This window comes from Amycolatopsis sp. NPDC004747 (assembly GCF_053601335.1).
The window spans coordinates 1-24285 of the sequence record NZ_JBSGBQ010000026.1 but is presented as its reverse complement, the minus strand read 5'-3'; the positions used below and the strand labels follow the sequence as shown (position 1 = coordinate 24285).

Here is a 24285-nt window from a genome sequence, read left to right as displayed (position 1 = left end):
GTAGGCAACGTCCATGGAGATCCGCACCCTGCCGGCCGGCGACCTGCCCGCCTGCTCCGACCTGGCCGAGTCGCGCTCGTGGCCGCGCGAACCCCCGAAGTGGGCGCTGCTGCACGAGGCCGGGACGGTGTTCGGGATCGACGCTCCGGACGGCGACGGCCTGGCCGCTTCCTGCGTGCTGGTGGCGTTCGACGCGGTGGCGTCGATCTCGATGGTGCTGGTCGCGCGCCGCTACGAGCGGCAGGGCCTGGGCCGCGCGATCACCGCGCACGCGCTCGCCGCGGCGGGCGACCGGGTGGTCTGGCTCCACGCTTCGAAGTTCGGCCTGCCGCTGTACGAGTCGATGGGGTTCGTGGCCGACGGTGGCTGCCAGGGCCACGTCGGCGCCTTCGCCGACGACGGCGGGCCCGGCGCTTCTCCCGCGTCGCTGTCCGACGTGTTCGCGCTGGATCTCGCGGCCCACGGCGTCGACCGGCGGCCCCTGCTGAAGCGGCTGGGGACGCCCTTCGTGGTCGACGGCGGCTTCGCGTTCGGGACGGACGTCGGCCACGTGACGGTGATCGGCCCGGTCGTCGCGGAGACGGAGGAGCAGGCGAAGACGCTGATCCGCGGGGTGGCGCGGTCGGTGCGCGGCGAGGTGCGCGTGGATCCGGACTTCCGGTTTCCGGCCCTGACCGCGTGGGTCCGCGAGCGCGGCCTGGCCCCCACAGCACCTGCACCGCGCCTGGTCTTCGGCGGCCGCGCGCTCCCTGGCGATCCCAGCCGCCGCTTCGCGCCGTTCACGCGGGCGGTGTAGGCCGGACCAGTCCCGACTCGTAGGCCGCGATCACCAGCTGGGCCCGGTCGCGGGCCGCCAGTTTGTGCAGGAGCCTGCCGATGTGGGTCTTCACCGTCGCTATCCCCACGTGCAGGCGGGCCGCGATCTCGTCGTTCGACAACCCCCGCGCGATCAGCGTCAGCACCTCCTGCTCGCGGGCCGTCACGCCGTCCAAGCGGGTCACCGGCCCGGACGGCAGCCGTGCGAACTCCGCCACCAGGCGCCTTGTCACCGAGGGGGCCAGCAGTGCGTCGCCCGAAGCCACGACTTCGATCGCCGCCAGGAGATCCGCCGGGCGGGTGTCCTTCAGCAGGAAGCCGCTCGCTCCCGCGCGCAACGCCGAATACACGTACTCGTCCAGGTCGAACGTCGTCAGCATCAGCACCCGGACGTCGGTCTCCGCGCAGATGCGGCGGGTGGCCTCGATGCCGTCCATCTCCGGCATCCGGACGTCCATGAGCACCACATCCGGCCGTTCCACGCGCGTCAAGGCCACGGCTTCGGCGCCGTCGGAGGCTTCCGCGACGACCTCGAGGCCCGGTGCGCTGTCCACCAGCACCCGGAAGCTTCCGCGCAGCAGCGCCTGGTCGTCGGCGATCAGGACGCGGGTCACCGGGCCGCCACCGGTTCTTCGTACGGCAAACGCGCGTATACGCGGAAGCCGGTTTCGGCCGGTTCCGCGGAGAACTCGCCGTCGTAGACCGCGACCCGTTCGCGCATCCCGATCAGGCCGTGGCCCGGGGTCGCGGAGCCGCCGCGGCCGTTGTCGAGCACTTCGATGGTCACGTCGCCGTCGCCGCCCGTCACGCGGATCCGGCACTGCGTTGCGCTCGCGTGCTTGACCACGTTGGTCAAGGCTTCCTGGACGATCCGGTACACCGACTGGCCGACGCCGCTCGGCAGTTCGGTGAGGCCGTCGACGCGCAGGTCGACAGCCGGACCCGCCTGCTGCGCGCGTTCGGCGAGCGCGCGCAGGTCGTCGAGCGACGGGGCCGGCGCCAGTGCCGGGACACCCGTGCCGTCGCGGAGCACGCCGAGCATGCGCCGCAGTTCGGCCAGCGTCTCGCGGCTGGTGTCTTCGATGACGCGCAGCGCGTCGCGGGCCTGGTCGGGCTGTTCCAGGGCGACGTGGTTGCCGACCGCCGCCTTCACCGCGATCAGGCTCATGCTGTGCGCGACGACGTCGTGCATCTCCCGCGCGATCCGCAGCCGTTCCGCCGAAACCGCTTGCTGCGCATGGGCTTCCCGCTCGATCGCGGCGTGCTCGCGGCGGCCGTGGACGGCGGTGCCGAGCGCGAACCCGACGATCAGCGCCGACGCGGCGAAGTTCACCGTGGTCGCCGTGCTCGGGTTCGGCACCGCGACGCCGAGCACGCCGACGCCGAGCAGCCCGGCCGCGAAGCCGACCCGGGTCGCCCGGCTGCCGCCCGCCACCACGAAGCTGTACAGCGCGCAGCCCGCCGCCACGACGGCGATCGCCAGCACCGGCCCGCCGATCGGCACCGCCGCCGCGGTCAGCACCAGCGACAGGATGTAGGCGGGCCGCGGCCACCAGCGCCGGAGCACGATCGGCGTCACGCTCAGCGCGAGAATGGTCCAGCCCAGCCAGGCGGGCAGCCACGGCGGCAGCGCCCACGCGCCGGCGGCGAGGTTGCCGCCGGCCCCCAGGGTCAGCACCAGGACGGCCAAGACGTCCAGGACGACGCGAATGCGCATGAACCGACCGTAATGCGGACCTCCGGCCCGCGCGTCAACCTTGGGTCGGATGCTCCGCGTAGTGCTTCCGCACGGCGGCCACGCGCTCCGGCGGCCACTCCGGCAGGTCGACGCCGTGTGTGGCGGCGAACAGCCGGTCCAGCTGCTCGTGCCGGTGGGCCAGCTGCGCCGGGACGTCGTCGCCGGCCGGCTCGGTGAACTCGACGCGGGTGCCCTCGAGCGGGTCGTGGACCAGCTCCCAACCGGGTTCGTCCGGCAGCAGTGGCCGGAGCTCCGCCTCGGGTTTCCAGCCGAGGTCGCGGCGGAAGCGGATCGTGCCGTCGCCGAGGATTTCGCCATCGTCGAGGCCGAATTCGTCCACATAGGACGCCATCCGCCCGTGCCACTCCCGCGGGTGCTCGAAGGCCCGTCCGGCCAGTCGCGCGGCGAGCGCGTCGAGGCAGACGTCCCAGCCGGCCGCGGTCCGGGCTCCGGCGAGCTTCGCGATGGCCGGGTCGCCGCGGCCGAAGGTGTGGGTGAACTCCAGGAGGCTGCCTTCGCCGTCGGGAGAGATCAGCCAGCGCAGGGTGTCGTCGTTCCAGACGAAGGTGAACTCACGCGGCGGGTCGGCGGTGACGACCTGCCCGGTCGTCGCGGAGTCCTCGCCGGGGAAGGTGAACCGGATCGCGCCACCGGCCCGCAGTTCGACGTCGACCTTCGCCGGGAACCAGTGCTCGAGTTCCGCCGGGTCCGTGATGGCCCGCCAGACCTTCTCCGGCGCGTGCTTCAGCCGGCGTTCCAGCCGGAGGGCGGGACGTTCTTCGTCGGTCAGCAGCTTCGCGGCCATGCGTGCATATAACCATCGAGGCATATAAGGGTCAAGCGCCGCGGACGGCGGAGACTGCGGTGGCGAGCTCCGGGTCGCTCGCGGCCTTGTCGAGCGCGGTCCGGAGCACGGCGTTGTACGTCGGCTCGGTCTCGGCGTAGCGCTTGCGGCCGGCGTCGGTGATCACCGAGTAGACGCCGCGGCGGTCGTCTTCGCAGAGGTCGCGGATGGTCAGGCCGGCGTCTTCGAGGCGGGCGCACATCCGGCTGACCGAGCTCTGGTTGAGGCCGATCGCGTCGGCGAGCTCCTGCATCCGCAGCTCGCCACGGGGGTCCGCGACGAGCTTGCCGAGCGCGCGGTACTCCGACAGCCCGAGCCCGTGGCGGCGCTGCAGGGCTTTGGCGAGTTCCTGCTCGATCCGGGCGTGCAGCACGAGCACGCGGCCCCAGGCCTGTTCGTCGACGGTCATCTTCCGGCCTCCTCTTGACGCCAGGATAGTCCAGGGACAGTATTTATATGTACATGCAAGTACATCGAGAGGGTGGACATGAGCGATCGCAGCTTCCTGTTCCTGGTGGGCGCCGCACGGGCCGGGGGCAACACGGAAATGCTGGCCCGGCTGGCGGCCAAGGAGCTGCCCAAGGACGTCGAACAGCGGTGGATCCGGCTGCCGGAAGTGCCGCTGCCGCCGTTCGAGGACCGCCGCCACGGCGCCGGCGAGCACCCGGCCCCGGGCGAGAACGAGCAGTTGCTGATGGACGCGACGTTCGCGGCGACGGACATCGTGATCGTGTCGCCGGTGTACTGGTACTCGGTGGCGGCGAGCGTGAAGCTCTACCTCGACTACTGGTCGGGCTGGATGCGGCTGCCGGTGGAGTTCAAGCCGCGGATGCGCGGCAAGACGCTGTGGGGCGTGAGTGTTTTGAGCGAGACCGCGCGCGAGGCCCAGCCGCTGATCGGCACGCTGGAGCTGTGCGCCGAGTACCTGAGCATGAACTGGGGCGGGGTGCTGCTCGGCAACGGCAGTCGTCCGGGTGACGTGCTGCTGGACGCCGACGCGGTGTCGGCCGCGCCGACGTTCTTCGCCGGCGCGGACCTGGTCACCGCCTAGGTCAGCACGTCCTTCGCGATCAGGCGGAGGCCGTGCACCAGGTCGGCGCCCGAGGGGGCCTGGCCCGGGTCGATCAGCCACTGGAGCATCACGCCCGAAAGCAGGGCCTGGTGGACCGTGCCGGCGGCCCGGGCCTCGGCGCTCCCGTCGTCGAGGCCTTGGAAGAGGTTCGCCAGGCCGTGGCGGGCCTGCTCGACCGCGTTCGCCAGCTGGGCGCGGACGTGCTCGTCGAGGTCCGGCTGCGAGCAGGCCTCGAAGCTCACCGCCCACATCCGGCGGTGCTCGGCGAACGACTCGATCACCCGCTGCCAGATCAGCCCGAACCGCTCGGCCGGTGCCGCGTCCGGCGGGGTCTCCACCTGCAGCGTCTTCGCCAGCGTCTCGCCCCACTCCTCGTTCGCCTCGATCAGCGCGGCGTTGAGGAGTGATTCGCGCGAACCGAAGTGGTAGCCGATGGCCGCCATGCTCACGTTCGCCGCCGACGCCAGGTCTCGCACCGTCGTGCGGGCGTAGCCCTTCTCGTACAGGCAGCGCTTCGCGCCGGCCAGCAGTGACTCCTTGTTACCCATGGCGGGAGCCTAGCACGAACGTCTTAGGCAAACGCCTTGCGCGATCGCCCAAATCGGGGTTACCGTTCCCGGCATGCCGAACAACCGAGTCCTCATCTCCGGCGCGAGCGTCGCCGGCCCCGCCCTCGCCTTCTGGCTCCGCCGCCACGGCTTCACCCCGACGGTCGTCGAGCGCGCCCCCGAGCTGCGCGACGGCGGCTACGCGGTCGACTTCCGCGGCGCGTCACTGCGGGTCCTCGACCGGATGGGCCTGCTGGGCGCGGTCGAAGCGGCCGCCACCCGGATGGGCGATGTGACCTATGTGGACAGTGTGAACCGGCCGCTGGTCGTCACGCCGTCGACCTACCAGAGCGGCGAGCTCGAGATCCTGCGCGGCGACCTCGCGCGCATCCTGTACGACGCGACGCGCGACGGCGTCGAGTATGTCTTCGGCGACTCGATCACCGGCATCACCGAGCACGGCGACGGCGTCACGGTCACCTTCGCCCACGGCGAGCCGCGCGAGTTCGACCTGGTCGTCGGCGCGGACGGGCTGCACTCGAACGTGCGGTCGCTGGTCTTCGGCGACGAGGACCGGTTCCGCCACGACCTCGGCTACCACGTCTCGATCTTCACCGTGCCGAACCACCTCGGGCTCGACCACGCCGGCCGGTTCTACAACGAGCCCAACCGGACCGTCGGGGTTTACAGCGCGAAAGGCAACACCGAGGCCAAGGCGCTGTTCTGGTTCGGTTCCGACCGGCTGGATTACGACCACCGCGACGTCGCGCAGCAACGCCGGATCGTCGAGGAGCGGTTCCGTGACACCGGCTGGGAGACCTCGACGCTGCTGAAGGCGATGCGGGAAGCGCCGGACTTCTACTTCGACTCGGCGAGCCAGATCAAGCTGGACTCGTACGCACACGGGCGCGTCGCGCTGGTCGGCGACGCCGCGTACTGCGCCGCGCCGCTCTCGGGGATGGGCACCAGCCTCGCGATCGTCGGCGCGTACGTGCTCGCGGGCGAGCTCGCGGCGGCCGGCGGCGACCACGCGACGGCGTTCGACGCCTACACCCGCGAGATGCGCGGGTTCGTCGACGCGTGCCAGAAACTGGCCGAGGGCAACGGGAAGTGGTTCGTCCCGCCGACGCGCGGGTGGCTGCGGTTCCGCAACCTGAACTACCGGCTGCTGCCGTACCTGCCGTGGCGCAAGCTGATCGAGGAGCTGCCGCTCAAGGCGGGCAACGCGATCACGCTGAAGCCGTATGCGGTGGCGCCGGCGTGACGCCGCGGCGGTTCGCGATGTCGGCCATGTTCTCCTCGCCCCAGTCGCCCAGCGGCAGCAACGCGGTGTTCAGCCGCTGACCGAGCTCGGTCAGCGAGTACTCGACCTTCGGCGGGATCTCGTGGAACACCTCGCGGTGCACGATCTCGTCCGCCTCCAGCTCGCGCAGGGCCTGGATCAGCATCTTTTCGCTGATCCCCGCCACCTTCCGCTTCAGCTCGCCGAACCGCAGCGGCTCGGCGTGCAGCGCCCAGAGGATCAGGGCCTTCCACCGGCCGCCGATGACGTCGATGGCCGCGTCCAGCCCGCAGCGGTACGTTCGAGGCAGCATCCAGGATCCTTACCTTTTGGTGAGTACCCGACTTATTAGTCGGTACTTGTCCAGTGTAAAGCGCGTCAGCAGCATGGAACCCATGGGAGAAAGCAAGAAACAGGTGGGCGTGCTCGGCCTGGGGCGGATGGGCGCCGCCCTCGCCGGGGCGCTCTTGGGGGCGGGGTACGAGGTCTCGGTGTGGAACCGGTCGCCGCTCAAGGCGGGACCGCTGCTCGACCGCGGCGCCCGGCTCGCGGCGACGCCGGCGGAAGCGGCTTCGGCGGACGTCGTCATCAGCTGTCTGTCCACATACGACACCCAGCGGCCGGTGCTGGTGGCCGCTGCCCCGAAAGTGCTCGTCAACCTCACGTCCGGGACGCCGGAGCAGGCCCGCGGCGTCGCGAAGTGGGCCGCGTCCGAAGGCATCGGTTACGTGGACGGCGTGATCATGGCCGTGCCGCAGGGCATCGGGACACCGGCGGCGCAGATCCTCTACGGCGGCTCCGAGCCGGTGTTCGAGGCGCAGCGCGACGTGCTCGAAGTGCTGGGGACACCGGTGTTCCTCGGCGAGGACGCCGGACTGGCGGCGCTGTACGACCTGGCGCTGCTCGGCATGATGTGGTCGACCATGGCCGGCTACCTGCACGCGCTGGCGCTGGTCGGGACCGAAGGCATCACGCCGGCGCAGTTCGCGCCGTTGGCGTCGGCGTGGCAGTCGGCCGTCGGCGGGTTCCTGACCGGGATCGGCGAGCAGGTGGCCGGCGGGGACTACGAGACCGACGTGTCCGCTTTGGACATCAACGCGGCCGGGCTCGCCATGCTGGTCGAGACGAGCCGTGCCCAGGGCATCAGCACGGCGGTGCCCGCCGTGCTGCGTGAGTTGTTCGACCGCGCGGTCGCGGCGGGCCACGGCGCCCACGCGATCGCCAGCGTCATCGAGGAGATCCGGTGAAGTACCTCGGGAAGAAGGCCGTCGTCACCGGCGGCACGCACGGCATAGGTCTGGCGGTGGTCCGCGCCCTGCTCGACGGCGGCGCGGAGGTGCTGCTGACCGGCCGGGACGTCTCGCCGCTGGAAGGGACGCTGCCGGGCAAGGCCCACCTGCTGTCGTCGGACGCCGCGCGCCTGGCCGACGTCGCCGAGCTGGGCGCGGTGGCCGCGGACAAGCTCGGCGAGCTGGACCTGGTGTTCGTCAACGTCGGGTTCTCGACGCTGACGCCGCACGAGGACGCGACGCCGGAGCTCTACGACCGCACGTTCGACGTCAACACCAAGGGCGCGTACTTCACGGCCCGGCGGCTCGCCCCGCTGGTCCGGGCCGGGGGCTCGTTCGTGTTCACCACATCGGTCGCGGCCGAGGCGGGGATCGCCGGGATGGGCCTGTATTCGGCGGCGAAGGCGGCGGTGCGCTCGTTCGCCCGCACGTACGCGGCCGAGCTGGCCCCGCGCGGGATCCGGGTCAACGTGGTCAGCCCCGGCTACACCGACACGCCGACGATGGGCGTGACCGGTGTGCCGGAGCAGGTCTTGGCGGAGTTCAAGGCAATCGGTGACGAGACCACCCCGCTGAAGCGCCACGCGACGGTGGCGGAGGTCGCGGCGGCGGTGCTGTTCTTGGCCTTCGACGCGACGTTCACCACCGGCGCCGACCTCCCGGTGGACGGGGGACTGGGGCAGCGGCTCACCCTGCCCGCGTGAGGTGGGCGCCCAGGCCGGTGACCCCCGGCGCGCGGTCCGGGCGGAGGACGAGGTCTTCGTCGTAGTCGCCGCCGTTCTGCGGGCGGAAGGGGATCGGCTCGTCGGTTCCCAGCGTGCGCAGGCGTTCCCGAAGGCGGTCTCGCGCTGCGGCGAACTCGTCGTCCGGCACGCGGTCGGCGCCGTACACCGGCACCGGCGGGAGCACCGACATCCCGGCGTAGAAGAGCGTCCCGTGCTGCAGCGGGAACAGGACCTCGTCCAGTGCGCCGTTCACCCCGCGTTGCCCCATCGACGGCTCGCGGGCACCCGCGGTGAGCACCACCACCGCGCGTTTGCCCGCGAGCCGTCCTTCGCCGTAGCGCAGGGTCCGGCCGTCTTCGGCGCGGACGCCGTAGCCGAAGCCCTTCACGAAGACGCGGTCGAACCAGCCCTTGAGGATCGCCGGCAGGCCGTACCACCACAGCGGGAACTGCACGACGACCGCGTCCGCCCAGGCCAGCTTTTCCTGCTCGGCCACGATGTCCGCGCTCAGTTCGCCGCGCGCGTGCGCCCGGGCCGACGTCGCCCCGACGACCAGCCGCTCGTCCCCGGCCGCGGCCCCGAAGTCGGCGGCGCCGACCACCGGGTTCCACTTCATGGCGTAGAGGTCCGACTCCCGGACGTCGTGCCCCAGCTCCCGCAGCGTCCGGAGCCCGTCGTCGCGGAGGGCGCCGCTCAGCGAGCGCGGCTCGGGGTGCGCGAATACCCACAACACGTTCATGCCCTCGATGATCACGCTGGTTCGCGGCGCGATCGAGTGGCCTGATGGCCACCATGTGCAAGAATCGAGCCATGGCCGAATTCGTGCACCCGAACCGCCACCACGTCGCCGTGCTGGTCCGCCACGGCATGCTCGTGATCGAGCTGGGCATCGTCCACCGCCTGTTCGGCCAGGCCCGCTCGGCGGACGGCGAGCCGCTGTACGAGGTGGTGACCTGCACGCTCGAGCCCGGCCCGGTCCGCACCGACACAGACGTCACCATCCCGGTCGAGCGCGGCCCCGAGGTGCTCGCCGAGGCCGACACGGTGATCGTCCCGGCGTCCCGGGTCGAGTACGAGCCGCTGGCCCGGGTGCTGACCCCGCCGCTCAAGGCGGCGCTCGACCGCATCCCGCCGGACGCACGCATCGCCTCCATCTGCACCGGCGCGTTCGTCCTCGCCGCGGCCGGCCTGCTCGACGGCCGCCGCGCCACCACCCACTGGCGTTCGGCGCAGGACCTGCAGGACCGGTTCCCCGAGGTCGAGGTCGATCCGTGCGTGCTCTACACCGACGACGGCGACGTCCTGACCTCGGCGGGCGTCGCGGCGGGCATCGACCTGGTGCTGCACATGATCCGCCGCGACCACGGCACGGCGGTGGCCAACGAGGTCGCCCGCGGCACGGTGGTGTCCCCGCACCGCGAGGGCGGCCAGGCCCAGTTCGTCCGGCGGCCGGTCCCGGAGCCGCGCACGTCCTCGACCAAGGCGGCCCGGGCGTGGGCCCTGGAGAACCTGCACCGGCCGCTCACCCTGCGCGAGCTCGCCGCCCGCGAGGCGATGAGCACCCGCACCTTCACCCGCCGCTTCCGGGAGGAGGTCGGCATCTCGGCCCTGCAGTGGCTGACCCAGCAACGGGTCGAGCGCGCCCGCCAGCTCCTCGAGGAGACGGACCTCCCGGTCGACCGCGTCGCCACGGAAGCCGGTTTCGGCACAGCGGCCTCACTGCGCCAGCACTTCCAGGCGGCGCTCGGGGTGTCGCCGAGCGCCTACCGTTCGACGTTCCGCGGGGAACTGGCTGTTCAATCCGCCTGAAATCCGGATAGCTTCCCGCTATGGACGACTTCTACGTCAGCCACAGCCGGTTCACCGACCCGGGTCCGCACGCGGCCTGGCTCGACGCCACCCCGGCCGATCTCACCGCCCTGCGCGAAGCGGCGTCCCAGCTGGTGTTCCACTACTGGGGTTCGGGCCCGATCACCGACCACGGCTTCCCGGCCGCCCGCAACGACGAGATCACCCTGAGGTACGCCGCGGACATGTGGGCCCGCCTGCGCGAGCTCGACCCGGCACCGCCCGGCGAGCCGCGGCCGCCGCTGCACCGGATCGTCGGCTGCTGCCGCGACTTCACCCTGCTGTTCGTCTCGATGGCGCGCCACCACGGCATCCCGGCGCGCGCCCGCGTCGGGGTCGCGAGCTACCTGATGCCCGGCTGGTACCTCGACCACGTCGTCGCCGAGGTCCGCACCGCCGACGGCTGGCGCCTGGTCGAAGCCCAGCTGCCACCCGGCTTCCGCGACCCGGTGGACGACGTCGAGTTCGACCTCCTCGACGTCCCCCGCGACCGCTTCCGCACCGGCGCCGACGCGTGGACCGCGGTCCGCGCGGGCGCGCTCGACCCGGCCCTGCTGGTCGTCAACCCGGACCTCGACGTGCCGTTCCTGCGCGGGATCCCGTACGCGTGGCACAACGTCGTGCGCGACCTCGCCGCGCTCAACAAGCACGAGATGCTCCAGTGGGACGTCTGGGGCGCGCTCGACGACACCGTCGAACTCGCCCCGGCCACCCTCGCCCGCGCCGACGAGCTCGCCGAGCTGATGACCGGCGCGGACGTCGAGCAGCTGCGGATCGCCTTCGAGGCCGACGACGTCCGGGTGCCGCCGGTCATCCACACGGTCACCCCGCCGGGACAGCGCCCGGCCGAGGTAGTGCTTCGCTGACCTCGGTGGCCGTCCGCACGAACCGCGCGATCCGCTGGTCCCGCGCCCCGGCCGGCCACGCGAGCGCCAGCGAGTACGGCGTCGCGTCCACCACCGGCCGGTAGACGACGTCCGCCCGCGAGCGCAGCTCGGCGACCGACGCCGGCAGCAGCGCGACCGCCTGCCCGAGCGCGACCGTCTCCAGCAGCTGGGCGATGTCGTGCACGATCGGCCCCGGCGTCACCGGCCCGCCGGTCACGTCCTGCCCGGACCAGTACGCCCGGTCCGCGGCCGAGGACAGCGGCCAGCACGGCGTCGGTTCCCCGGCGAAGTCGGCGCAGGTCAGCACGGCCCGCCCGGCGAGCTCGTGGTCCGACGGCAGCGCGGCCACCCGCGGTTCGCTGAACAGCACCTCGACGTCCAGCCCGTGGGGCGTTCCGCCCTGGCAGCCGAGCACGGCGACGTCGGCCCGGCCGTCGCGCAGCATCTTCGTCTGTTCGCCGAATCCGCTGACCCGGACCTCGACCGGATCCGGGTGCGCATCGGCGATCCGCCGCAGCAGATCGGTCGCGACCCCCGGCTTCGCGGTGACGACGAGCGCCGGCGTCCGCTGCGCCGCCCGCCGCGTGCGCCGGACCGCCGCGGTGACGGCGTCCAGTGCCTTCGCCGACTCGGTCAGGAGGACGGCCCCGGCCGGCGTCAGCGAGACGTGCCGGCTGGTGCGTTCGAAGAGCTGCACCCCGAGCCGCCGCTCCAGCAGCCGGATCGCGCGGGACAGCGGTGGCTGCGCCATCCCGAGCCGCTCGGCGGCACGGGAGAAGTTCAGCTCTTCGGCGACCGCGCGGAAATACCGCAGCTCACGGACCTCGACATCGTCCATACCGGGAGAGTATCGCGGCAGACTCCACAGGTCTTTCCCTTTCTGCTTCGCGGATGGTGGGCTTGGTGTCGATAACTCCACAAAGGACGGACACTGATGGCGGATCCACAACGCAACAAGGAAGTGGTCCTGGACTTCCTCCGGCTGGCCTTCACCGAGAAGCGCCCGGCCGACGCCTTCGCCGAGCACGTCGGTGAAAGCTACATCCAGCACAACCCGCACGCCCCGGCGACCGCGGAGGCCTCGGCCCGCTACCTGGCCGGGTTCGTGGCCCGGTTCCCGGAGCTCAGCCTGGACGTGCGCCGGGTGATCGCCGGGGACGACCTCGTCTGCACGCACAGCCTCCTCCGCTTGACGCCCGGTTCGCGTGGCAGCGCGATCGCGGACGTGATGCGGGTGCGGGACGGCCGGATCGTCGAGCACTGGGACGTGGTGCAGGAGGTCCCGGAGACGACCGCGAGCGGCAACCCGATGATCTAGGCGGAGGGCTGCCGTGGCCCAGGAGCCCGGCCGCATCCGAGTGGCTGATGTCCCGCCGCGCGGGACATCACCCCTCGGCGTCCGGCTCGTCCGGCTCCGGTTCGAGCTCCCTCGGTGCGATGCCGTGCAGGGCCGCGCTCACCACCGAGTTCACCGGCGGCGGGTCGAGGGGGGCGGTGTGCGGGAAGACCGTCGTCAGCACCGAGGCGTGGCAGTAGCCCACCAGCATCGCCGCCGTCGCGTCCACTTCGGACTCCAGGCGCAGGCGGCCCAGCGATCGCTCCGCCTCGAGGTAGGCCACCAGCCGGTCGCGCCAGTGGCCGGACCGCTCGCTGATCTCCGCGAACCGCTCCAGCACCTTGGGCTGAGAGACCAGCCCGCTGAACGCCGGCACCAGCGCCTTGTGCAGCGCCAAGCCGAACTCCACGTGCCGGCGCAGGTTCCCGAAGAGGGTGCCTTCGCCGGGCACGGGCAGCTCGCCCAGCTCCGCCTCCGTCGTGCGCACGTGCTCCAGCAGGGCCCGGGCCACCAGCTCCTCCTTGTCGGAGAAGTGGTTGTAGAGCACGCCGTCGGCGACGCCCGCCATGCGCGCGATCTCGCGCACGGTCATCCCGGTCGTGCCGTGCGTGGCGATCATCTTCTGCGCGGTCTCGAGCAGCAGGTCGGGCAGTGACTGCCCGTCCTGCTGGGCGGCGGCTTTCCTCGGTGACATCACCGCCATCGTACGGGCGCCCCGCTACGGCCTCCTTCCCGTGACCAGCCACGCCGTGCCGCGCAGGCGGACCGCATCCGGGCCGGCGAACGGCTCGAGCGCCTCGGTGAGAGCACTGGTCGCCTCGGCCGCCGTTGCGCTGTCGAGCCGGCCCAGGTGGTGGCGGACCGGCCCCCAGTCCGCGATGAACCGGGCCGCGTCGGGGACGTCACGGCCCCAGACCTGATCGGCTTCGACGCGGGTGCACGCCACGTTCTCGAAGCCGGCTTCGGCCAGCACCGCCCGGCTCCGCTCCGGGTCCGCGAACGACGTGGGCCCGCTGCCGTCCGGCCCGGTCGGCTGCGGCAGGTAGGCCGCCATCGCGCCGAACACCCGGCCGAGATCGGTGCCGGCGAGGGCCGTCATGCAGAGGAACGCGAGCCTGCCGCCGGGGGAGAGGGCGCGCCGGACATTGCCGAACGCCGCCACCGGGTCGGCGAAGAACATCACCCCGAACCGGCTGACCGCCAGGTCGAACCCGCCCTCGGCGAACGGGTGCACCTGGACGTCACCCTGCTCGAACGCCACGTTCGGCACCGAGGCCGCCCGCGCCCGCGCGGTCGCGAGCATCGGGCCGGACAGGTCGACACCGATCGCGGACCGGGCCCGCGCCGCGGCGAGCCGCGTCAGCTGACCGTTGCCGCAGCCGATGTCGAGCACGCGGTCGCCAGCGCTCACCTGATCGAGCAGGTAGCCGTTGAAACCGCTGTTCACCGCGTCGTAGCGGTCGGCGTGTGCCGCCCAGTGCTCGCCTTCGTAGCCGTTCCACGCTTCGGCCTGTGCGGTGTTGACGATCCCGGTCATTCCCATCCCCTCCGTGGTGAACACGCGTTCATGAACACCCGTTCATGGTGCCCGCGCCACCGGCCGCTGTCAAGGCATCGGCCACCCGCCGCCGGATGTCGGCCAGGTGGCAGATCTTCCGGCCGGGCGGCCGCGGAAGACTTCACGTCATCAGGGCAAAGCGCCTCTGACCAGCCAAAAGGAGTTCGAAATGGCCGACGTCATCGCCAACATGTCCATGTCTCTCGACGGCTTCGTGGCCGACTCGGAAGACCGCATCGATCACCTGTTCGAGTGGTTCGGCAGTGGCGAAGTCGAGGTCCCCACCGCCGTCGACTGGGCCACCTTCAAGACCTCCGAAGCCAGCGCGAAGATGCTGCGCGCGGCGATGGAGAACGTCGGCGCGCTGATCACCGGCCGCCGCCTGTTCAACCTGACCCAGGGCTGGGGCGGCACGCACCCGATGGGCGTCCCGGTCTTCGTCGTCACCCACGAAGAGCCCGCGGACTGGCCGCACCCGGACGCGCCGTTCACCTTCGTCACCGACGGCCTCGAGAGCGCCGTCGAGCAGGCCAAGAAGACCGCCGGCGACAAGAACGTCGCGGTCGCCAGCACGACGATCGCCCAGCAGTGCCTCAACCTCGGCCTGCTCGACGGCGTCCAGGTCGACCTGATCCCGGTGCTGCTCGGCTCCGGCGTCCGCTTCTTCGAGCACCTCGACGCCACCACGAAGCTCACCGACCCCGAGGTCACCGAAGGCATCGGCGTGACGCACCTGTCCTACCGGGTCAAGCGCTGAGGAGCGTGACGTGCAGCGCGGCGAGGCGAGCGGGGGCGGCGATCACCTCGTACGCCGCCACCCGCTCGCCCTCGACGGTCACGGCCAGGGCGAGCGTCAGCCGTCCGTGCGGCGCGACAACGACACCGACCGCGCCGTCGACCAAGGCCGCTTCGGCGAACCGGGCGCGCTTCCCGAACACCTGGGTCTCCTCGGCGACCGCGCGGGCCCCTCGAACCTCGAGCGGTGCGCCGGCCGGCAGCGCGGCGGCGTCGGCGCGCCGGACGACGTCCGGGGCCAGCACGTCGAGCAGCGCGGCGAGGTCGCCGCCGCGGGCCGCGGCCAGGAAACGGTCGACCACCCGGCGGTGCCGGGCCAGGTCGGCCGGGGGCAGCGGGGAGACGCCCCGGACCCGCTGCCGCGCGCGGCTCGCCAGCTTCTTCGCCGCCACGGGCGTGCGGTCCAGCACCGGGGCGATCCGGTCGAACGGCACCGCGAAGAGGTCGTGCAGCACGAAGGCGATCCGCTCGGCCGGCCCGAGCGCCGCCAGCACGACGAGCAGCGCGCGGCCCACCGAGTCGGCGAGCGCGGCTTCGGCCGCCGGGTCGGCGTCGGCCACCGGCTCCGGGGACACCTCGAGCGGCTCCTCGCGGCGGGTCTTCCGCGACCGCAGGACGTCGAGGCACACGCGGGAGACGACCGTGGTGAGCCAGGCCGCCGGGTTGTCCACCGAGTCCACCCGGTTCAGCCGCAGCCAGGCCTCCTGCACGGCGTCGTCCGCTTCGGCCGCCGAGCCGAGCATCCGGTACGCGAGCCCGCGCAACCGGCCGCGCTCGGCCTCGAACTCCGCCGCCAGGTCGTCCATCGGTCACCTTTCCCTCGCCGCCACCGTCGCCTCCTCGACGTATCCCCGCGACCGGAGGTGACCGGATGAGCTTGCTGACCCCCGCCGACCTGGCCGGCCTGCGCCTGCCGAACCGGATCGTCGTGGCGCCGACGACCCGGGCGCGCGTTCCCGGCGGAGTGCCGGGCGACCTCCAGGCCGCCTACTACGCGCAGCGCGCGGGCGCCGGGCTCATCGTCGCCGAAGGCACCTGGGTGAGCGAACAGGCCGTCGGCTTCTCGGACGTCCCCGGGCTGTACACCGAAGCCCAGGTCGACGGGTGGCGGCGGGTCACGGACGTCGTGCACGGGCTCGGCGGCCGGATCGTGGTGCAGCTGTGGCACACCGGCGCGGTCTCGCACCCGGACCTCCGGCGCGGGCAGCCTGCCGGGCCGTCGGCGGTGAACCCGGACGAGCCGGTGTACCCGCCGTCCGGGCGGTGCCGCACCGGCACGCCGCGCGAACTGAGCCTCGCCGAGGTCCGGGCGACGGTCGCGGACTACGGGAAGGCGGCCGAGAACGCGCGCCGCGCCGGGTTCGACGGCGTCGAGATCGCGGCCAACGGCGTGTACCTGCTCGCGCAGTTCCTGCACCCGCGGCTCAACCACCGCACCGACACCTACGGCGGCTCCCCGGCCGACCGCCGCCGGCTGCTCACCGAGGTCGTCGATGCGGCCGCCTCGCACGGCCTCGTCGGCGTCCGGCTGAGCCCGTGGTGGACCGGCGGGCTGTTCACTGTGGACGACGCGCTGCGGGCCGAGTACGCCGAACTGGTCGCCGGGCTCGGCGTGGACTACCTCCACCTCCGTGGGCCCGACACCGGGCCGGACTTCGCGGCCTTCGCTCGGTTTCGGGAACTGTTCGACGGCCTCCTGATCGTGAACAACGGCTTCGGCCGCGAGACGGGCAACGCGGTGATCGAGGCCGGCATCGCCGATGCGGTTTCGTACGCGCGGCACTTCACCGCGAATCCGGACTTGGTGACGCGGTTCGCGCTGGACCTGCCGATCGCCCCGGCCGACCCCGCGACGTTCTACGGGGGCGGGGCGGCCGGTTACCTCGAGCCGGCGGTGCTAGTCCCGTGACCACACCGCCAGTTCGCTCCCGCCGGGCTCGCGGAAGTGGAACCGCCGCCCGCCCGGGAACGCGAACGGCTCCTTCGTCACCACGCCTCCCGCGGCCGCCACCGCATCGAGGGCCGCCGCCAGGTCGTCCGTGCGGATCGTCAGCAGCGGCGCGCGTGGCTGCTCGGCCGCGTCGGACTGGAAGCCCAGGGTGAGACCTTCGGCCCGGACGTCGGTGTAGTCCGGGCCGTACGGTGTCACCGCCCAGCCGAAGGCGCGCTCGAAGAACCGCCCGGACGCCTCGGCGGAGGTGGACGGGAACTCGGCGAAGTCGATTTCGAACATGCCCGTCAAGCTAACGGCGACCACCGACAAAACCGCGCGAGCGAGCCGTCGAGAGCCCGCCGAGGACGAGCGCGACCGCACCGATCACCAGGTCCACGTAGCCGCCGACGATGCCGTAGCCGGTGCCGGGGCCGCCTTTCGCGGCGGCCACGACCCACCCGCCGATCACCACGGAAACCAGGCCAGCGGCCAGCGCCGCGACGGCGCCCCGGCCGCGGCGCAGGGCCAGCACGCCGGCAACCACCCCGGCGACGCCGAACACGACGGCGATCAGGGACCAGAGCCGGCCCGGGGTGAGGTCGTAGGAACTGGCCGCGGCGAGGACGTTCATGGGGTGCTCCTTCGGTTCCGGATCGGACACCGGGAGCATGTCCGCCCGGCCCCCGGCCCGTCGTCGTGCGCGAGCGGACACTTCGCGCTGCCGCGGGCGGCGCAGGAACCGGCGGGCTACCGCGGGCGCAGTAGCCCGGAAATGCGCTCCACGCGGGACTTCGCCCGGTGGGCGTCCGGTTATGGTTCGGGGGTGAGCCGTGCGCAGGTCGTCGACGGGGTGATCGCCGCCGGGGTCGCGGCGGCCCTGGTGGTCGCCGGGCTGTCCGGCCCGCACCGGTCCCCGGGCCTCGACGTCCTGGGGTACGCGGCGCTGGCGGCCGGCGGGCTGGCACTGGCCGCGCGCCGCCGGGCGCCGGTCGCCGTGCTGGCCGCGACCGCGGTCTGCGCGCTCGCCTACCAGATCGCCGGCTTCGAGGTGCCCGTCGTCGCCTACCTCTTCGCCGTGTACGCCGCCGTCCGCGCCGGGCACCGGCTCGCCGCGATCGTGGCTTCGGTGCTGATGCTGGCCGCGGTTCCGCTGGCGCTCCTGGCGTCCGGCGTGCCCGACACCGGCGCGGCGTTCACGCAGTCGCGGGACGTCCTCCAGCTGGCGTGGCTGATCGCCGCCGGGGCGGCGGGCGAGGCGTTGCGCCAGGCCGAGCGGCGCGCCGACGAAGCCGAGCGCACCCGCGAGGAGACCGCGCGGCGGCGTGCGGACGAAGAACGGCTGCACATCGCGCGGGAGCTGCACGACTCGCTCACCCACCAGATCTCCGTCATCAAGGTGCAGGCCGAAGTCGCCGTCCACCTGGCCCGCAAGCGCGGTGAAGAAGTGCCCGAGGCGCTGCTGGCGATCCGCGAAGCCGGCCGCGAGGCGACCCGGGAACTGCGCGCGACGCTGGAGGCGTTGCGCGACGACGACCAGCACCCGCCGCACGGGCTCGACGACGTCCCCGACCTCGTGCGCCGGGCCCGGACCGCGGGCCTCGACGCGCAGCTGACCGTCGAAGGCCCGCAGGACACCGTGCCGGCTGTGCCGGTCCTGGTCGGCCGCACCGCCTACCGGATCGTCCAGGAGTCCTTGACCAACGTCGCCCGGCACGCCGCCGCGGCCACCGCGTCGGTCCGGATCGACCACCGGCCGGGCGCGCTGGTCATCCGGGTCGACGACGACGGGACGTCCACTGTGGACGAGCTGCCGGGCGTCGGCCTGACCGGGATGCGCGAGCGCGTCACGGCGTTGGGCGGCCGGCTCGAGGCCGGGCCTCGTCGCGAAGGCGGGTTCAGCGTCCGGGCCGAGCTCCCGGTGGACCCGCCGTGATCCGCGTCCTGCTGGCCGACGACCAGCCGCTCATCCGCAGCGGGTTCCGCGCGCTCCTCGACGTCGAGGCCGACATCGAGGTGGTCGCCGAAGCGGGCGACGGTGCCGAGGCGGTGCGGCTCGCGCGGGAACACCGGCCGGACATCGCGCTCGTCGACGTCCAGATGCCCGGTGTCGACGGCATCGAGGCGACCCGGCGCATCGCCGCGGACCCGGCGCTGGCCGGGGTGCACGTCGTCATCCTGACCAACTACGGCGTCGACGAGTACGTGTTCGAGGCGCTGCGCGCGGGCGCGGCCGGCTTCCTCGTCAAGGACGTCCAGCCGGAGGACTTCCTGCACGCGGTGCGCGTCGCGGCCCGCGGGGACGCGTTGCTGGCGCCGTCGATCACCCGCAAGCTGATCGACCGGTACGTCACCCAGCCGCTGGTGCCCGGCGCGGGGCTGGCGGAGCTGACGAACCGGGAGCGGGAAGCCGTCACGCTCGTGGCGCGGGGGCTGTCGAACGAGGAGGTCGCCGGGCGGATGGTGATCAGCCCGCTGACCGCGAAGACGCACGTCAACCGGGCCATGATGAAGCTGGGCGCGCGGGACCGGGCCCAGCTGGTGGTGTTCGCCTACGAGTCGGGGCTGGTGGTACCGCGGTGACGGCGGACGTCAGGCGGGACGGCCCGCGCCCGCGTAGTCGTCGCCCTTCGAGTGGTACGTGTGGATCTGGATCGCCTGGCCCTCGGTCGGCGCGTTGATCATCAGGCCGTTGCCCAGGTAGAGCCCGACGTGGTGGATGCGCGTGGCCGGGTTGCCGTAGAACACCAGGTCGCCCAGGCGGGGCTCCTGCGTGGCCGGCACCGGCGGAAGTGCCCGGAACTGGCTGTCCGCCGTCCGCGGCAGGGCCACGCCCGCGCTGTCGTACGACGCCTTCGTCAGGCCGGAGCAGTCGAAGCCCGCCGCGCCCGCGTCCGGGCCGTTGCCGCCCCAGACGTAGGGGAGGCCCAGCTGGCCGAGCGCGAAGCGGGTCGCGCGGACCCGCGGGGAGTCCGCCGACGCCGGATCCAGGGAGAGCGTCGCGTACAGCTGCGCCATGCCGAGCACGCGCTGGCGGAACAGCTCGGCCTCGCCGTCCGGGTGGTAGGCCGCGATCGCCTTCCACCAGCCGGCGCCCGCGCCGAGGTCGGTGCCGCCCGCGCACAGCGCGCGCCCGGCCGCGACCGGAGCGTCGGAGCCGTACTTCTTGACCTGCGTCGCGGTGAGGCCCAGCAGGTTGCCGCCGCCGCGGCCGTGGTTCGACGCCGCCGAGCCGACCCCCGCGAGGGTGACCCACGAAAGGTGACACGACGGGTCCTCGCCGCGGAGCGCCAGCTCGCCGTTCGCGTAGCCGATCAGCGCGTCCGCGGGGATGTCGAGGGGGCCGGCCAGCTGCTCGGCCCACTGCTGCAACGGGCTCTTGCCGCCCTGGCCGGACGCGCCCTGGCCCGGCTCCTGGGCCTTCACCGGTGCGCTCACTTCGAGAACCGACGGGCCCGACGCCGCGTCGCGCACCACCGGCGGGGGCACCGGGGCGGCCGCGGGTTCCGGCGAGCGGCCGGCCAGCAGCCAGCCCGCCGTGACGAGCCCGGCGACGAGCGGCAGCGCCACCAGGCCGCGCAGCGCGGCGCCGCGGGCCCAGGACGTCGGCTTGGTCGTCACAGGTTCCAACTTAGAAGAGCACACCCCTTAGTGAACGAGTGAGTAGCTTGCACGTTAGGGGGACTCTCATATTGTGGGCACATGCCTGAGATCGATGCTGTTCGGCTGACTGCGGCGCTGCAAGATCGTTACGCGAAGATCGACGTCGTCGAGCGCACCGGCTCCACCAACGCCGACCTGCGGAAAGCCCTCGAAGAAGGCGCCGCGGACCGGACCGTCCTGCTCGCCGAAGAGCAGACCGCGGGAGTCGGCAGGCGGGCCCGTTCGTGGAGCTCTCCGAAGGGCGCCGGGCTGTACCTGAGCGTCGCGCTCCGGCCGGGCGTCCCCTTCGCGGTGCTCGGCTCGCTGTCGGTCGTCGCCGGGCTCGCCGTCCGGGCCGCGGCCGCCTCCGTCGGGGTGGACGCCGTGCTCAAGTGGCCCAACGACGTCCTCGCCGGCGGCGCCAAGTGCGCCGGCATCCTCGCCGAGGCCGTCGCCGGGGACGCCCCGTCGATCGTGCTCGGCATCGGCCTCAACGTGCTGCCGCTCGGTGACGTCCAGCCGGGCCCGGGCGGGCTGCCGGCGACGTCGCTGGCCGAGCGGGGCGCCACGAACACCGACCGCACCGACGTCGCCATCGCGCTGCTCGGCGGCTTCGCCGACCTGGAGCAGCGCTGGCGACTGGCCGGCGGCGACCTCACCGAGGCCGGCCTCCTCGGCGACTACCGCGCCCACTGCGCGACCCTCGGCCAGGACGTCGAGGTGCAGCTGCCGGACGGCAGTTCCCTGATCGGCCGCGCGGCCGACATCGACGCCGCCGGGCAGCTCCAGGTCGACGTGGCGGGCGGGCAGCGGCACACCGTCTTCGCGGGTGACGTGGTCCACGTCCGTCCGGCCTGATTTCCCGGGCGTTGCACTCACCGGCCGGTCGTCTCGCCGGTACGGTGGGACGACACCGCCGCACCGACCTTGGGAGCGTCCGCCGTGGCCTATCCGGACGATTTGCTCAGCGAGCAAGAGCACGTCGTGGTGCACAGTCACCCGCACTTCAAGATGCTGATCTTCCCGACGCTCGCGCTGCTGGTCACCCTGGGCGCGGGCACCTGGCTGGCGATACTGGCCAAGGACGCGTCCTCGCCGTGGAACTCGGTCGGGCTGATCGCCATCGGGGTCGTGGCGCTCGTGCTGATCGTGTGGCTGTTCCTGGCGCCGCTCGTGCGCTGGCGGACCACCCACTTCATCGTGACGACCGACCGGCTGATCGCCCGCGAGGGCGTCCTCAAGCGCACCGGCATCGACATCCCGATGGGCCGGATCAACAGCGTCCAGTTCGAGCACGGGCTGCTGGACCGGGTCTTCGGCTGCGGCACGCTCATCATCGAGTCGGCGTCGGACGAGCCGCTGCGCTTCGAGGACATCCCGCACGTCGAAAAGGTGCACACGGTCATCTACCGCGAGGTCAACGACAACCCGTACGACGACTACCGGCCGGGTGCCCCGCAGCAGCCCCAGCAGACCACGCCCCTGCCGCCGCAGGGCGGCGGGCACCCGCCGCGTGGCGAGAGACGCCGCTGATGGGTACGCGTGAACTGGGCCTGCCCGAGCGGGTGCCCTCGGCGGGCGAGCTGCCGGACGCCGTCACGATCTGGGAGGTCGGCCCGCGCGACGGCCTCCAGAACGAGAAGGCGATCGTCCCGGTCGAGGTCAAGCTGGAGTTCCTCGACCGGCTCGCGGGCGCCGGGCTCACCACCCTCGAAGCCACCAGTTTCGTCCACCCGAAGTGGGTGCCGCAGCTGGCCGACGCCGAGCAGCTGCTGGCCCGGCTCGACCGCCGCGAAGGCGTCCGGTACCCGGTGCTGGTGCCGAACGAGAAGGGCCTGAACCGGGCCCTGGAAGCCGGCGTCGAGCACATCGCGATCTTCGCCAGCGCGACGGAGACGTTCGCGCGCAAGAACCTCAACTCCTCGCTCGACGAGCAGTTCGCGATGTTCGAGCCGGTCGTCGCGCGGGCCCGGGAAGCGGGCCTGGACGTCCGCGGCTACCTCTCGATGTGCTTCGGCGACCCCTGGGAAGGCGTTGTGCCGGCGAAGCAGGTCGCCGACGCCGGCCGCCGCCTGCTCGAGATGGGGTGCTCGCAGCTTTCCCTCGGCGACACCATCGGCGTCGCCACGGCCGGCCAGGTCGAAACGCTCGTCGGGCTGTTCGGCGACGTCGGTGCGTTGGCCGTGCACTTCCACGACACCTACGGCCAGGCGCTCGCCAACACGCTGGCGGCGCTCCGATGTGGAGTGTCGACTGTGGACTCGTCGGCGGGTGGGCTCGGTGGTTGCCCGTACGCCGAATCGGCGACCGGGAACCTGGCGACCGAGGACCTGGTGTGGATGCTGGAGGGCCTCGGGGTGGCCACCGGCGTCGACCTGGACGCGCTGGTGGCGGCCAGCGTGTGGATGGCGGGACAGCTCGGCCGCCCGAGCCCGTCCCGCGTGGTCGCCGCACTGGGTTGAGACGTCGGGGGCTCCGCGACCCGGAGCCCCCGGAAGAGAAAGCGACCTCGTCGCACCCCCGGGGGTGGGGTGCGGTATCAAGGGGGACCGGCAGCGCCGCGGCCGCGTCGAACAGCGTGTGCCCACCGGGCACCGACCGAGCCGGAGGATGGGTGTGACCGAGCCTTCCGAGGCGGGCTCCGAACCGGTCGAGGGCGACCTCGACACCGGGCCGGTGCAGCTGCCCGGGTACGGCCTGGAGGATTCGGGCGCCTTCGAAGAGGCGCCGACCCCGCCCTCGGGCAGCTCCGCGGCGTGGCCGCACGCGGTGTCGCCGCTGCTGCCGCCGTTCCCGCTGCCTCCGGCCCCGCCGGCCCCGCCGACGCCACCGCCGGCCCCCCTGCCGCCGCCGGTGGCCGGGCCCCCGCCGATAGCGGGTCCGCCGCCGAACCCGGGTTCGCCCGCGCCGCTGCCACCGCTCGGCTCGCCGCGCACGGAACGGGAAAGCATCGTCGCGCTGTTCCTGGTGCACATGTTCCCGATCGGGCACCTCCCGGTGGCGATGGACAAGCCGGCGCGCCAGCTGCCGCTGCCCGACGACCCGGACGGCTTCCCGCCGAACGACCACCCGGACGCCCGGCTGATCTTCGACGACCAGGCCCTGACCAACGTCACCGCGGGCTTCCGCCGGTCGCCGACCGCGCCGTCGCGGCCGGTGCCGAGGCACCTGAAGGAGGGGTACGTCCCGTACGCGCGGGCGACGCAGGCGGTGTGGATCCGCCGGTTCGTCGTCGGGCACAGTGACCTCGGCCCCGAGTACGCGTGGCCGCCGGGCGAGCAGTTCCCCGAGAGCAGCATCGACTGGCCGGAGCCGGTGATGGTCCCGGTCAACACGGTCCTCGACCGCTTCGGCCCGGCCTACGGGCGAATCCTTTACGAGGACGGCACGCCGTTCGCGGAACGCTCGCTGCCACCGGCGTTCCTGGACGCCGAGTACCGCCGGTACGTCGTGGTGCGCAAGGTGCCGATGTGGCGCTCGGAGACCGCGAACTGGTTCGGCCAGGTCGGCGGCGGCACCCGGTACCGTGCCCTGCTGGCGGCCGACGAACTGGTGACCCTCGGCTACCTCGCCGAGGCCAAGGGGGATGAGGACTGATGAACACGCAGTCGATCCAGCGGTGGCTCGGCGTGCTGGGCGTGCCGCCGGAGGTCGTCTCGCTCGGCGCCGAGGTCGACAACGCCTGGTGCCTGATGCAGGGCGAGGACGAGGCGTGGGAGGTCTTCTGGCGCGAGCAGGGCAACCGCTACGACTGGGCGCGGTTCACCAGCGAGCAGGTGGCGTGCCACTACCTCTTCGGCAGGCTGGCCTGGGCGCAGGTCGCGCGCGGCGCCGTCGGCCTGCTCCCCGGCTCTTGAGTGGTGGGGGGGGGGGGGGGGGGGGGCCCCCCCCCCCAGACCCCCCCCCCCAACCCCGGGGGGAAGTGAGGGGGGGGCGGCCCCGGGGGCCGCGGCGGGGGGGGGGGCGGGGGGGGAG

General features: G+C 72.9%; 31 protein-coding genes. 17 read left to right on the top strand and 14 right to left on the bottom strand.

Annotated elements, in window-relative coordinates; genetic code table 11:
- Positions 1-13 precede the first annotated feature (13 nt).
- Complete coding sequence (locus ACWEGE_RS33780; RefSeq protein WP_449664523.1) at positions 14-796, top strand: GNAT family N-acetyltransferase; 783 nt, start codon at positions 14-16, stop codon at positions 794-796.
- Here ACWEGE_RS33780 and ACWEGE_RS33775 read toward each other — a convergent pair.
- Genes ACWEGE_RS33775 through ACWEGE_RS33760 form a run of 4 tightly spaced genes read right to left on the bottom strand, consistent with a single transcriptional unit; the run spans position 780 to position 3807 of the window.
- Entirely contained in the window at positions 780-1430 is a 651-nt protein-coding gene (locus ACWEGE_RS33775; RefSeq protein WP_449664522.1) for a response regulator, read from the bottom strand. The two genes, ACWEGE_RS33780 and ACWEGE_RS33775, sit on opposite strands and share 17 nt — an antisense overlap.
- A complete protein-coding gene (locus tag ACWEGE_RS33770) occupies positions 1427-2533 on the bottom strand; it encodes a sensor histidine kinase (RefSeq protein WP_449664521.1) in 1107 nt (368 codons plus the stop codon). The genes ACWEGE_RS33775 and ACWEGE_RS33770 overlap by 4 nt, the downstream gene beginning before the upstream one ends.
- Positions 2534-2567: 34 nt before the next feature.
- The gene (locus ACWEGE_RS33765; protein WP_449664520.1) at positions 2568-3359 is read right to left on the bottom strand and encodes an SRPBCC domain-containing protein; all 792 of its coding nucleotides are present in this window, start codon (positions 3357-3359) and stop codon (positions 2568-2570) included.
- A gap of 31 nt (positions 3360-3390) precedes the next feature.
- A complete protein-coding gene (locus ACWEGE_RS33760; RefSeq protein ID WP_176173069.1) occupies positions 3391-3807 on the bottom strand; it encodes a MarR family winged helix-turn-helix transcriptional regulator in 417 nt (138 codons plus the stop codon).
- A gap of 78 nt (positions 3808-3885) precedes the next feature.
- On the opposite strand from ACWEGE_RS33760, the gene ACWEGE_RS33755 reads away from it, so the two are divergent.
- The gene (locus ACWEGE_RS33755) at positions 3886-4449 is read left to right on the top strand and encodes a flavodoxin family protein (protein WP_449664519.1); all 564 of its coding nucleotides are present in this window, start codon (positions 3886-3888) and stop codon (positions 4447-4449) included.
- On the opposite strand, the gene ACWEGE_RS33750 is transcribed toward ACWEGE_RS33755, so the two are convergent.
- Entirely contained in the window at positions 4446-5018 is a 573-nt protein-coding gene (locus ACWEGE_RS33750; RefSeq protein WP_449664518.1) for a TetR/AcrR family transcriptional regulator, read from the bottom strand. The genes ACWEGE_RS33755 and ACWEGE_RS33750 overlap by 4 nt on opposite strands.
- Before the next feature lie 73 nt (positions 5019-5091).
- Between ACWEGE_RS33750 and ACWEGE_RS33745 the strand changes: the two genes are divergently transcribed.
- Positions 5092-6282 carry an FAD-dependent monooxygenase gene (locus ACWEGE_RS33745; protein WP_449664517.1) on the top strand — a complete coding sequence of 397 codons (1191 nt, stop codon included), beginning with the start codon at positions 5092-5094 and terminating at the stop codon, positions 6280-6282.
- Here the strand turns inward: ACWEGE_RS33745 and ACWEGE_RS33740 are convergent.
- Positions 6248-6613 carry a winged helix-turn-helix transcriptional regulator gene (locus ACWEGE_RS33740; protein ID WP_449664516.1) on the bottom strand — a complete coding sequence of 122 codons (366 nt, stop codon included), beginning with the start codon at positions 6611-6613 and terminating at the stop codon, positions 6248-6250. The two genes, ACWEGE_RS33745 and ACWEGE_RS33740, sit on opposite strands and share 35 nt — an antisense overlap.
- A gap of 82 nt (positions 6614-6695) precedes the next feature.
- On the opposite strand from ACWEGE_RS33740, the gene ACWEGE_RS33735 reads away from it, so the two are divergent.
- Entirely contained in the window at positions 6696-7547 is an 852-nt protein-coding gene (locus ACWEGE_RS33735; RefSeq protein ID WP_449664515.1) for an NAD(P)-dependent oxidoreductase, read from the top strand.
- The gene (locus ACWEGE_RS33730) at positions 7544-8293 is read left to right on the top strand and encodes an SDR family oxidoreductase (RefSeq protein ID WP_449664514.1); all 750 of its coding nucleotides are present in this window, start codon (positions 7544-7546) and stop codon (positions 8291-8293) included. The genes ACWEGE_RS33735 and ACWEGE_RS33730 overlap by 4 nt, the downstream gene beginning before the upstream one ends.
- On the opposite strand, the gene ACWEGE_RS33725 is transcribed toward ACWEGE_RS33730, so the two are convergent.
- A complete protein-coding gene (locus ACWEGE_RS33725) occupies positions 8277-9053 on the bottom strand; it encodes an NAD(P)H-dependent oxidoreductase (RefSeq protein WP_449664513.1) in 777 nt (258 codons plus the stop codon). The two genes, ACWEGE_RS33730 and ACWEGE_RS33725, sit on opposite strands and share 17 nt — an antisense overlap.
- A 71-nt stretch (positions 9054-9124) precedes the next feature.
- On the opposite strand from ACWEGE_RS33725, the gene ACWEGE_RS33720 reads away from it, so the two are divergent.
- Entirely contained in the window at positions 9125-10123 is a 999-nt protein-coding gene (locus ACWEGE_RS33720) for a GlxA family transcriptional regulator (protein WP_449664512.1), read from the top strand.
- Positions 10124-10143: 20 nt separating this feature from the next.
- Entirely contained in the window at positions 10144-11028 is an 885-nt protein-coding gene (locus ACWEGE_RS33715) for a transglutaminase-like domain-containing protein (protein WP_449664511.1), read from the top strand.
- Here ACWEGE_RS33715 and ACWEGE_RS33710 read toward each other — a convergent pair.
- Positions 10985-11887 carry a LysR family transcriptional regulator gene (locus tag ACWEGE_RS33710; protein ID WP_449664510.1) on the bottom strand — a complete coding sequence of 301 codons (903 nt, stop codon included), beginning with the start codon at positions 11885-11887 and terminating at the stop codon, positions 10985-10987. The genes ACWEGE_RS33715 and ACWEGE_RS33710 overlap by 44 nt on opposite strands.
- 96 nt (positions 11888-11983) lie before the next feature.
- On the opposite strand from ACWEGE_RS33710, the gene ACWEGE_RS33705 reads away from it, so the two are divergent.
- Positions 11984-12367, top strand: a complete 384-nt coding sequence (locus ACWEGE_RS33705; RefSeq protein WP_449664509.1) for a nuclear transport factor 2 family protein — start codon at positions 11984-11986, stop codon at positions 12365-12367.
- Between the two features lie 67 nt (positions 12368-12434).
- Here the strand turns inward: ACWEGE_RS33705 and ACWEGE_RS33700 are convergent, their stop codons facing one another.
- Both ACWEGE_RS33700 and ACWEGE_RS33695 read right to left on the bottom strand, forming a co-directional pair.
- Positions 12435-13088, bottom strand: a complete 654-nt coding sequence (locus ACWEGE_RS33700; RefSeq protein ID WP_449664508.1) for a TetR/AcrR family transcriptional regulator — start codon at positions 13086-13088, stop codon at positions 12435-12437.
- 15 nt (positions 13089-13103) lie between these two features.
- The gene (locus tag ACWEGE_RS33695; RefSeq protein ID WP_449664507.1) at positions 13104-13922 is read right to left on the bottom strand and encodes a class I SAM-dependent methyltransferase; all 819 of its coding nucleotides are present in this window, start codon (positions 13920-13922) and stop codon (positions 13104-13106) included.
- A gap of 190 nt (positions 13923-14112) precedes the next feature.
- Here ACWEGE_RS33695 and ACWEGE_RS33690 point away from each other — a divergent pair, with 190 nt between their 5' ends.
- Entirely contained in the window at positions 14113-14700 is a 588-nt protein-coding gene (locus ACWEGE_RS33690) for a dihydrofolate reductase family protein (RefSeq protein WP_449664506.1), read from the top strand.
- On the opposite strand, the gene ACWEGE_RS33685 is transcribed toward ACWEGE_RS33690, so the two are convergent.
- Complete coding sequence (locus ACWEGE_RS33685; RefSeq protein ID WP_449664505.1) at positions 14690-15544, bottom strand: sigma-70 family RNA polymerase sigma factor; 855 nt, start codon at positions 15542-15544, stop codon at positions 14690-14692. The two genes, ACWEGE_RS33690 and ACWEGE_RS33685, sit on opposite strands and share 11 nt — an antisense overlap.
- A gap of 65 nt (positions 15545-15609) precedes the next feature.
- Between ACWEGE_RS33685 and ACWEGE_RS33680 the strand changes: the two genes are divergently transcribed.
- On the top strand, positions 15610-16647 hold the full coding sequence (locus ACWEGE_RS33680) for an alkene reductase (RefSeq protein WP_449664504.1): 1038 nt from the start codon (positions 15610-15612) through the stop codon (positions 16645-16647).
- On the opposite strand, the gene ACWEGE_RS33675 is transcribed toward ACWEGE_RS33680, so the two are convergent.
- Positions 16636-16971, bottom strand: a complete 336-nt coding sequence (locus ACWEGE_RS33675; RefSeq protein ID WP_449664503.1) for a VOC family protein — start codon at positions 16969-16971, stop codon at positions 16636-16638. The two genes, ACWEGE_RS33680 and ACWEGE_RS33675, sit on opposite strands and share 12 nt — an antisense overlap.
- Positions 16972-16981: 10 nt before the next feature.
- Positions 16982-17302 (bottom strand): DUF6223 family protein, encoded by a 321-nt coding sequence (locus ACWEGE_RS33670; RefSeq protein ID WP_449664502.1) that lies wholly within the window; start codon positions 17300-17302, stop codon positions 16982-16984.
- Positions 17303-17494: 192 nt separating this feature from the next.
- Between ACWEGE_RS33670 and ACWEGE_RS33665 the strand changes: the two genes are divergently transcribed.
- Entirely contained in the window at positions 17495-18604 is a 1110-nt protein-coding gene (locus ACWEGE_RS33665) for a histidine kinase (RefSeq protein WP_449664501.1), read from the top strand.
- On the top strand, positions 18601-19251 hold the full coding sequence (locus ACWEGE_RS33660) for a response regulator (protein WP_449664500.1): 651 nt from the start codon (positions 18601-18603) through the stop codon (positions 19249-19251). The genes ACWEGE_RS33665 and ACWEGE_RS33660 overlap by 4 nt, the downstream gene beginning before the upstream one ends.
- A gap of 9 nt (positions 19252-19260) precedes the next feature.
- On the opposite strand, the gene ACWEGE_RS33655 is transcribed toward ACWEGE_RS33660, so the two are convergent.
- Positions 19261-20289 (bottom strand): C40 family peptidase, encoded by a 1029-nt coding sequence (locus tag ACWEGE_RS33655; protein ID WP_449664499.1) that lies wholly within the window; start codon positions 20287-20289, stop codon positions 19261-19263.
- Positions 20290-20370: 81 nt separating this feature from the next.
- On the opposite strand from ACWEGE_RS33655, the gene ACWEGE_RS33650 reads away from it, so the two are divergent.
- The 5 genes from ACWEGE_RS33650 to ACWEGE_RS33630 all read left to right on the top strand — a co-directional run bounded on the left by ACWEGE_RS33650 (position 20371) and on the right by ACWEGE_RS33630 (position 24167).
- The gene (locus tag ACWEGE_RS33650) at positions 20371-21168 is read left to right on the top strand and encodes a biotin--[acetyl-CoA-carboxylase] ligase (protein WP_449664498.1); all 798 of its coding nucleotides are present in this window, start codon (positions 20371-20373) and stop codon (positions 21166-21168) included.
- An 84-nt stretch (positions 21169-21252) separates the two neighbouring features.
- Positions 21253-21843 (top strand): PH domain-containing protein, encoded by a 591-nt coding sequence (locus tag ACWEGE_RS33645; protein ID WP_449664497.1) that lies wholly within the window; start codon positions 21253-21255, stop codon positions 21841-21843.
- Positions 21843-22772: a hydroxymethylglutaryl-CoA lyase gene (locus tag ACWEGE_RS33640; RefSeq protein WP_449664496.1), complete on the top strand. Its 930-nt coding sequence runs from the start codon at positions 21843-21845 to the stop codon at positions 22770-22772. Before ACWEGE_RS33645 ends, ACWEGE_RS33640 begins: the two co-directional genes overlap by 1 nt.
- A gap of 154 nt (positions 22773-22926) precedes the next feature.
- Positions 22927-23907: a TNT domain-containing protein gene (locus ACWEGE_RS33635; protein ID WP_449664495.1), complete on the top strand. Its 981-nt coding sequence runs from the start codon at positions 22927-22929 to the stop codon at positions 23905-23907.
- Positions 23907-24167, top strand: a complete 261-nt coding sequence (locus ACWEGE_RS33630) for a hypothetical protein (RefSeq protein ID WP_003105220.1) — start codon at positions 23907-23909, stop codon at positions 24165-24167. Before ACWEGE_RS33635 ends, ACWEGE_RS33630 begins: the two co-directional genes overlap by 1 nt.
- Positions 24168-24285 lie beyond the last annotated feature (118 nt).